Annotated in this window: 7 protein-coding genes; 6 read left to right on the forward strand and 1 reads right to left on the reverse strand. The window is 60.0% G+C overall.

What is annotated here, in order from left to right; genetic code table 11:
* The 6 genes from leuS to L0H65_RS10485 all read left to right on the forward strand — a co-directional run.
* On the forward strand, positions 1 to 2,449 hold a 2,449-nt coding region (leuS, locus tag L0H65_RS10460), incomplete at its 5' end, for a leucine--tRNA ligase (protein WP_301458827.1).
* A complete protein-coding gene (gene lptE / locus L0H65_RS10465) occupies positions 2,436 to 2,933 on the forward strand; it encodes an LPS assembly lipoprotein LptE (RefSeq protein ID WP_301458828.1) in 498 nt (165 codons plus the stop codon). The genes leuS and lptE, both read left to right, overlap by 14 nt.
* The gene (gene holA / locus L0H65_RS10470; protein WP_301458829.1) at positions 2,930 to 3,943 is read left to right on the forward strand and encodes a DNA polymerase III subunit delta; all 1,014 of its coding nucleotides are present in this window, start codon (positions 2,930 to 2,932) and stop codon (positions 3,941 to 3,943) included. Before lptE ends, holA begins: the two co-directional genes overlap by 4 nt.
* Positions 3,944 to 4,050: 107 nt before the next feature.
* Positions 4,051 to 4,305 carry a hypothetical protein gene (locus tag L0H65_RS10475; protein WP_301458830.1) on the forward strand — a complete coding sequence of 85 codons (255 nt, stop codon included), beginning with the start codon at positions 4,051 to 4,053 and terminating at the stop codon, positions 4,303 to 4,305.
* Positions 4,306 to 4,673: 368 nt separating this feature from the next.
* Positions 4,674 to 5,993 carry a mechanosensitive ion channel family protein gene (locus L0H65_RS10480; RefSeq protein ID WP_301458835.1) on the forward strand — a complete coding sequence of 440 codons (1,320 nt, stop codon included), beginning with the start codon at positions 4,674 to 4,676 and terminating at the stop codon, positions 5,991 to 5,993.
* The gene (locus L0H65_RS10485) at positions 5,990 to 7,159 is read left to right on the forward strand and encodes a TIGR03862 family flavoprotein (protein WP_301458832.1); all 1,170 of its coding nucleotides are present in this window, start codon (positions 5,990 to 5,992) and stop codon (positions 7,157 to 7,159) included. Before L0H65_RS10480 ends, L0H65_RS10485 begins: the two co-directional genes overlap by 4 nt.
* Here the strand turns inward: L0H65_RS10485 and L0H65_RS10490 are convergent.
* Positions 7,118 to 7,767 (reverse strand): hypothetical protein (locus L0H65_RS10490; RefSeq protein WP_301458833.1); only part of this gene is annotated, 650 nt, incomplete at its 5' end. The two genes, L0H65_RS10485 and L0H65_RS10490, sit on opposite strands and share 42 nt — an antisense overlap.

A 7,767-nucleotide genomic window follows, 5' to 3' on the forward strand; every position in this document is an offset into this window, starting at 1 on the left:
GTTGGAGATGTTCCCCTATCCGTCGGGGCGTATCCATATGGGGCATGTGCGCAATTACACCATGGGCGATGTGGTGGCGCGGTATAAGGCGGCCGCGGGGTTTTCGGTGCTGCATCCGATGGGGTGGGACGCGTTCGGGATGCCGGCCGAGAATGCCGCGATGGAGCGCGGAGGGCATCCGAAAGACTGGACTTACGGCAATATTGCCGACATGCGCGGGCAGATGCAGCCGTTGGGCCTGTCGATTGACTGGTCTCGTGAATTTGCAACCTGCGATGTAGAATATTACGGTCAGCAGCAGGCGATGTTCATCGACATGATGGCAAAGGGCTTGGTGTATCGCAAGAATGCGGTGGTGAACTGGGACCCGGTGGATATGACCGTTCTGGCCAATGAGCAGGTGATCGACGGCAAGGGCTGGCGGTCGGGGGCTGTCGTGGAGCGGCGCGAGCTGACGCAGTGGTTCTTCAAGATCAGCGATTATTCGGCGGAGTTGTTGGCGGCACTCGACGGTTTGACGGATTGGCCGGAGAAGGTGCGCCTGATGCAGGCGAACTGGATCGGGAAATCGCGTGGCTTGCAGTTTGCGTTCTCGACCGTGGATGCGCCGGACGGTTTTGACCGGGTAGAGGTGTATACGACACGGCCCGATACGTTGTTGGGGGCGTCGTTTGCGGCAATCTCACCGGATCATCCGCTGGCCAAGCATTTGGAGCGACATGACCCGGATGTGGCGGCGTTCGTGGCCGAATGCCGCAAGATCGGCACCTCGGAAGAGGCGTTGGAGAAGGCCGAAAAGCGCGGGCTGGATACGGGCGTGCGCGTCCGGCATCCGTTTGATACCGAATGGGAAATGCCGGTCTACATCGCGAATTTCGTGCTGATGGACTATGGCACCGGCGCGATTTTCGGCTGTCCGGCGCATGACCAGCGCGATTTTGATTTCGCACAGAAGTACAATCTGCCGATTCCGCCGGTCTTTGTGCCGGTAGGAACAGACGAAGACGTGTTGACCGAGGCATTCGTTCCGCTGAAATCCGAACCTGTCCGTTATATTCGCGGCTTCGCGGGGGATGAGGTGCAGACCGGCGCGGCTGCGGTCGATCTGGCGATTGATTTTTGCGAATCGAAAGGTGTCGGCCATGGCGTCACCAATTACCGCCTGCGCGATTGGGGGGTCTCCAGGCAACGCTATTGGGGTTGCCCGATTCCGGTGATCCATTGTGAAGCGTGTGGTGTGGTGCCGGAAGCCAAGGAAAACCTGCCGGTTGAACTGCCCTATGACGTGACATTCGACATTCCGGGCAACCCGCTGGACCGTCACCCGACTTGGCGCGATTGCAAATGCCCGAAATGCGGGGCCACGGCGCGGCGGGAAACCGATACCATGGATACGTTTGTGGATTCGTCTTGGTACTTTGCGAGGTTCACCTCACCGCATTCGCCCACGCCGACCAATCTGGAGGACGCCGAGTATTGGATGAATGTTGACCAATATATCGGCGGGATCGAACATGCGATTCTCCACCTGCTGTATTCCCGCTTCTTTGCGCGTGCGATGCACAAGACCGGCCACCTGCCCGCCAAGGCGATTGAGCCGTTCAATGCGCTGTTCACGCAAGGCATGGTGACGCATGAAACTTATGCCACACGCGGGCCGGATGGTCGCCGGGTTTGGCAGCTGCCGGAAGATGTGCTGCGAACCGAGGCGGGGGCAACGCTGAAGGATGGCACCCCGGTCGAAGTTGGCCCGATCATCAAGATGTCCAAATCCAAGAAGAACGTCGTCGACCCGATGAACATCATCGCGACCTATGGCGCCGACACCGCGCGTTGGTTCGTAATGTCGGACAGCCCACCGGAGCGGGATGTGGAATGGACGGCATCGGGAGCGGAGGCGACGGCGAAATATCTGGGTCGAGTCTGGACCTTGGCGGAACGCATCGCCGTGATGCCGGATGGTGCGGGCCAAGGCGACGATGACTTGCTACGCGCCATGCACCGCGCGACGGAAGATGTGACTCACGCGGTTGAGACCTTTGCCTTCAACAAGGCAATCGCGAAACTGTATGAGTTCACCAACACGGTCAGCAAGGCCAACGCCGGCAAAACGGCGATGGCCGAGGCGATCCGCACGTTGGCGCAATTGATGTCACCAATGGTGCCGCATCTGGCCGAGGAGGTTTGGGCGATGCACGGCGGCAAGGGCTTGGTGGCGCAGGCCGCTTGGCCCAAGGCTGATCCGATGATGTTGATGCAGGATAATGTGACCCTGCCGATCCAGATCAACGGCAAGCGGCGCGGTGAAATCACAGTTCCGGCGGACATGCCTGCATCAGAGGTTGAAAAGCGGGTGCTGGCGGATGATGCTGTGATCAAGTTCATTGCCGGGCAACCGGTGAAAAAGCTGATCGTGGTGCCGGGGCGAATCGTCAATGTGGTTGTCTAAACGCCAGTTCGTGGGGCTTTCGCTGCTGATCGCCCTTCCCGGCTGCGGTTTTACCCCGGCCTATGCGCCCGGCGGCGGCGGGCGGGCGCTGCAAAACACCATTCTGGCCGCCGCCCCGCGCGACAAACCCGCGTTTGATCTGGTGGAGCGAATCGAGGAACGGCTCGGCCCGTCTGATTCTCCGCGCTACGCACTGAACTACCAGATCAGTTTGAACCCTATCGGGGTTGCCATTTCGACCTCCAACGCGATCACCCGGTATAATTTGACGGGATCAGTGAAGTGGGAATTGGCGGATTCTGCCACTGGTGCGCGGCTGACCGGCGGGACGGCAGAGAATTTCACCTCCTATTCCGCAACGGGATCAACCGTTGCAGGGTTGGCGGCGGAAGAGGATGCAAGCCTACGGTTGATGCGGATCCTGGCCGACCAGATTGTCACGCAACTGCTGGCCACCTCCGGTCAATGGGCAAACGCCGAATGAACCTCAAAGGTCTGCAAGCCGTAAAGTATCTCGCGGCCCCTGATCCCGGGAAGGCTGGATTGCTGATCTTCGGTGCCGACCCGATGCGTGTGGCACTGAAACGGCAGGAGGCGATTCTGGCACTGGTCGGCAAGGCGGGCGAGGCTGAGATGCGCCTGACCCGGATGCCCGCCGCCGATTTGCGCAAGGATGGGGCGGCGCTGTCGGATGCGATGCGGGCGAGTGGCTTTTTCCCCGGCCCGCGCGTGGTTTTTGTCGAGGATGCAACCGACGGCATGGCGGCGCTGCTGGCGGATGCGTTGAAAGAATGGCGGCCGGGTGACGCAGTGGTTGTGGTGACGGCGGGCAACTTGACTGGAAAATCGGCGCTGAAAAAGGTATTCGATGATTCCGGTTCCGGTGTTTCTATCGGCCTTTATGATGAACCCCCCACCCGTGAGGAGATTGAAGCGGAGTTGAAGCGCGCCGGCTTAAAAGCGATTTCTCCGGAAGCGATGACGGATTTGGGCGTGTTGGCCCGATCGCTCGACCCCGGCGATTTCCGCCAGACGCTCGAAAAGATTGCGCTTTATCAATGGGGAGTCGATGTGCCGCTGGCCTCTGCCGATGTTGCCGCCTGCGCTCCCGGCACAATTGAGGCCGAGATAGACGATGTAATCAACGCCGTGGCAGAACGGGAACAGCAACAGGTCTGCGCACTGATGCGACGATTAGAGGGGCAAGGAGTCGCTCCGGTGACGCTGTGTATCGGCGCGCTGCGGCATTTTCGGGCGCTGCACGGGGCGGCCACTGATCCGCAAGGGGCCATCAGCGGAATCACCAGAATGCGGGTGTTCGGGCCACGGCGCGACCGCATGTTGCGTCAATTGCAGGGTTGGCGCATCGCTGTACTGGAATGGGCGCTGGCCGAATTGTTGGAAACCGACCTTACGCTCCGCTCCACCAGTCGCGCACCCGCAATGGCGGTGATGGAGCGCTGCTTGATCCGGCTTTCGATGGCTCCGCGATGACGCCATCCATCGGACAACCTGCCGGAGAGATGTGATGACCGATGTTTATGGTGCGATCTGGCGAGATTGTGAGGCACTTGGCGCCCGGCTGTTTACTGTCACTTTGCATGACCCGTCGCAAGCGCTGGTCCGGCGGGCTTATAGCTCTGATTCTGCCGCTTATCCGGCAATTTTCCGGCACCAAGCCATTGGTCGATGATGCCTGGTCGGAACAGGTGATCGGGCGGCACGCAACCTTTGTTGCCAATGGTGACAGCGAATTTGCCGGGTGCCCCCTGATCACGCGCAGATTGTGGCAGTTGACTGCCGCTCCGGTGCCAATCTGCCGATCCTTCACGGTGGAAGCCCGGTTGGACCATTGAATATCTTGGCCGAAGCGGGGCAATTCCGCACCCGACGGCAGCAGCCATATTCCGGCGTTGAAGCGGTATCACACGGCACTGCTGGATGGAATTGCGGCGCGCCCTTTGGGTTGACAAGGGAACCTGAGCAGTTGGCGCAGACACGCTTGCTGACGTCGCGGGATACGATTTTTCGACGAAAAATCATGCCTGCGGCGCAGGTATTTGGGCCAAGATGAAATCAAAGCGATTGGCTGGTGTCTGGCGACGGAGTGCTGACTTGCAAGGCTCCCGTCCGCGTTTGCGTTCGCCGGCAGGCTTTGCTTGTGAAACGTCGCAATTCTTGCCAAAGAAGATATGGGGCCAGCGGGGAGCGGAAATTGGCGACCTTGGATGATATGCCACAATTTGTGCAGAATCTGCTGCTCTGGGCAAAGCCGGTGGCGGATACGGCGATGGAATGGCTGGTGAGTCCGGCGGCATGGTCGCAATTTGCGCTTCTGGCGGTTGCTTTCATCATCGCCACCCTGATGTCCCGACGACTCACGCCATTGATCACGCGGATGCTGACCCCGCCCGGAGACGCACAAGGTTTGATGGCGCAGGCGCGTTTGCTTCTGTTGGGTCTGTTGCCGCTTGTGTTGCCGCTTCTGGCTTACGGCCTGACCGCAATCGGGGAGGAGTTGACCCGTTCGCTCTTTGGGTCAGGCGCCGTGATCGCATTTGGCAAGCGGGTGTTCTTGTTCATTGCCATCCGCGCCTTCGTGCGCGAGGTTTTGACCGACCCATTCCTGCGGGTGTTGGGGCGGTATATCTTGATTCCGATTGCTGCGCTTTACACGCTTGGCGCGCTGGATCCGCTGATGCTGCGGCTCAGCGAAACCATGATCGAGTTGGGCAATATCCGCTTTTCGGTGCTGTCGCTGATCCGTGGCTTGATCGCGGGCAGCTTGTTGTTCTGGCTTGGTGGCTGGTCCAATCGCCAAAGCGCTGACTACATCCAGAAACAGAAGGAACTGCGCCCTGCAACGCGGCAACTGGCCGTGAAAGCCGCCGAAATTGCGATCTTCGGTGCCGCCTTTCTGCTGTTGATGAGCATCATGGGCATTGACCTGACCACCATTGCTGTTTTGGGCGGTGCGCTGGGTGTCGGCATCGGTCTTGGTCTGCAACAGATCGCGGCAAATTTCGTGTCGGGTGTCATCCTGTTGGTCGAAGGCCAGACGACCGTTGGCGACTATGTGGAGTTGGATGGCGGCGAGGCAGGCACCATCGTCAAGATGACCGCCCGCGCCTGTATTCTGGAAACCTATGACGGCAAGTGGATCGTGGTGCCGAACGAACATTTCATCACGACGCGGGTGGTGAACTATTCCGACCAAGGCTCCGCCAACCGCTATGAGGCGGCTTTTTCGGTCAGCTATGATACCGACATCAATACCATCCCCGGCCTGATCGAACCTGCGGTGGAGGCGTTGCCTTTCGTGCTTTCCGCACCAGAAGGCCCGGATTGTGAATTGCGCGGCTTTGGCGACAGCGGCATTGATTTCGCGATTGAATACTGGGTGTCGGGTATTGATGACGGCAAGAACAAGTATCAAAGTCAGGTGCTGTTCGCGATCTGGAACGCCCTGAAAGAGGCCGGGGTGGAGATCCCCTATCCGCATCGCGTGGTCGAGATCAGGCGCGCGATGCCCAAGCTGACATGACGAAGCAACAGCCTGACGCCTTGGTGATCGGGGCCGGGCCTGCCGGGCTGATGGCCGCCGAGGCGCTTGCGGCGGGCGGGCGACGCGTGCTGCTGGCAGAAGCAAAGCCAAGCCCGGCGCGCAAATTCCTGATGGCCGGGAAATCGGGGCTGAACCTTACCCATGCCGGCCCGGGCTTTCAAGCGGCCTACCCCGAGCGCTGGCTGAGGCCGATTCTGGATGCCTTCGGGCCGGACGAGGTGCAGGATTGGGCGCGCGGCTTGGGGCAGGAAGTGTTCACAGGCTCCTCCGGGCGGGTGTTCCCGGTGGCTATGAAAGCCTCGCCGCTGTTGCGAGCCTGGTTGGCGCGGCTGAAAACCGAAGGCGTGGAACTGCGCAGCCGTTGGCGTTGGACCGGATTCCAGAACGATGGCTTTCGCTTTGACACTCCCGAAGGGGTGAGCGTTCTGCACCCCTCCGTTACCGTGCTCGCCCTGGGCGGAGCGAGTTGGTCGCGCCTTGGATCCGACGGTGCGTGGGCCCCAATATTGGCGGCGCGCAATGTGCCGATCACTCCGTTCGAGCCCGCGAACATGGGGTTTCGGGTGAACTGGACGCCGCATATGACGCCACATTTCGGACAGCCGGTGAAAGGGGTGGCACTTTGCCTTTCCAACGGGCGGCGCGAACGCGGTGAATTTGTCATATCGTCCAAAGGCCTGGAAGGCGGAGGCATCTACGCGATCAGTCGGGAATTGCGGCAGGGTGCCAGGTTGACGCTCGATCTGATGCCTGATCTGACCGAAAAAGCGATTGCCGGAAAACTGGCCAAGGCGCGCGCGCGCGACAGCATATCGGTACAATTGCGCAAGCTGGGCCTGTCCCCCATTTTGGCCGCCTTGGTGCAGGAATGGGGCCGCCCGTTGCCAACGGAGTTTTCGCCTTTGATCAAGGCCCTGCCTGTTCCACTTGCAGGACCACGCCCGATGGACGAAGCGATTTCCACGGCGGGTGGTATCGCGGAGGAGGGATTGACCCATTCGCTGGAATTGCGCGCGCTGCCAAACGTCTTTGCCTGTGGCGAAATGCTGGATTGGGATGCACCTACGGGTGGCTATCTTCTGACCGCCTGTCTTGCAACCGGACTATGGGCTGGTCGTCATGCCGCGTTGCGTCAAACGCCATAGTTGCGAAAGCAAGTTCTCGGCCGGATGGGCGATAGGTTCGGCGGATGCCCACGGTTCTTGGAAAATGCCCGCAATCAGCGCCCATGGACCTGTTTGGCGTGATTGCGTAGCGGAGGGTTTGCGACTCATCTTTTCGCCGGCTGGAGTTGAAGGTGATGAAGAAACCCGTGACAACGAAGGCTCCAAGCGACGCGTTGAACCGACCGTGGTTGCGGTCAAGATTCGATCAAATCGGAATTCTGGATCGCCGAACCGCTTGGCGCATAATGTGTTCTTGCAGTGATAGTGCATCAGTTGGGGTGATTGGTTCTTGAATCTTGGTCGAGCAGCAATGCTGCGGGTCGTATCATTGCAGCGCATGGGATCAAACGAGACCCCAACCATGCAGATCACTTTCGTAGACAGGCCTTCGGGCAACACGATCACAGGCACCCGTCTCAATGCGACCTGGGCTGCAAAGATGCCCCTCGACACCGCGCGCAGCAAAGCTCTCATGGCCTCGCTGCCGATGTCGGCACTTGTGTCGATATGTGCAGCCTCGGTCGTTTCAAGCGTCTCGGCAATGCGCCCCAAACGATTGCGGACTGTCGTGTTAGGCTGGGGCGCAC

This window comes from Pseudorhodobacter sp. (assembly GCF_030452865.1).
GTDB lineage: Bacteria > Pseudomonadota > Alphaproteobacteria > Rhodobacterales > Rhodobacteraceae > Pseudorhodobacter.

What these genes read in the sequence shown, in the direction of transcription:
- lptE (WP_301458828.1), top strand. Translation starts at nt 2,436, where the DNA reads ATGTGGTTGTCTAAACGCCAGTTCGTGGGGCTTTCGCTGCTGATCGCC.
- holA (WP_301458829.1), top strand. Translation starts at nt 2,930, where the DNA reads ATGAACCTCAAAGGTCTGCAAGCCGTAAAGTATCTCGCGGCCCCTGAT.
- L0H65_RS10475 (WP_301458830.1), top strand. Translation starts at nt 4,051, where the DNA reads ATGACCCGTCGCAAGCGCTGGTCCGGCGGGCTTATAGCTCTGATTCTG.
- L0H65_RS10485 (WP_301458832.1), top strand. Translation starts at nt 5,990, where the DNA reads ATGACGAAGCAACAGCCTGACGCCTTGGTGATCGGGGCCGGGCCTGCC.